This window comes from Bradyrhizobium sp. Crot121 (genome assembly GCF_059512385.1).
Map to the genome: position 1 here is coordinate 1 of NZ_JCAMOR010000498.1, position 360 is coordinate 360.

1 protein-coding gene is annotated in these 360 nt (G+C 58.6%); it reads left to right on the forward strand.

The genetic code is table 11. The annotated features are described in order from the left end of the window. A partial coding sequence (locus AC5ZGW_RS47650) for an efflux RND transporter permease subunit (RefSeq protein WP_496114337.1) occupies positions 1 to 360 on the forward strand: 360 nt, incomplete at both ends.

Genomic DNA, 360 nt, shown 5'->3' on the forward strand with positions numbered 1-360 from the left:
GTTCGCTCCTCGATCGAAAAGGTCATCGATACACTGCTCGAAGCCATCGCGCTCGTCGTTCTCGTCGTCATCCTGTTCCTCCAGACATGGCGTGCCTCGATCATCCCGCTGATCGCCGTTCCGGTATCGATCATCGGTACATTCGCGGTCATGTACATGTTCGGCTTCTCGATCAACGCACTCAGCCTTTTCGGCCTGGTGCTGGCGATCGGTATCGTCGTCGACGACGCGATCGTGGTCGTTGAAAACGTCGAGCGCAACATCGAGGCCGGACTCAGTCCGCGCCAGGCGACATACAAGGCCATGAAGGAAGTCTCCGGCCCGATCGTCGCAATCGCGCTGGTGCTTGTCGCAGTCTTC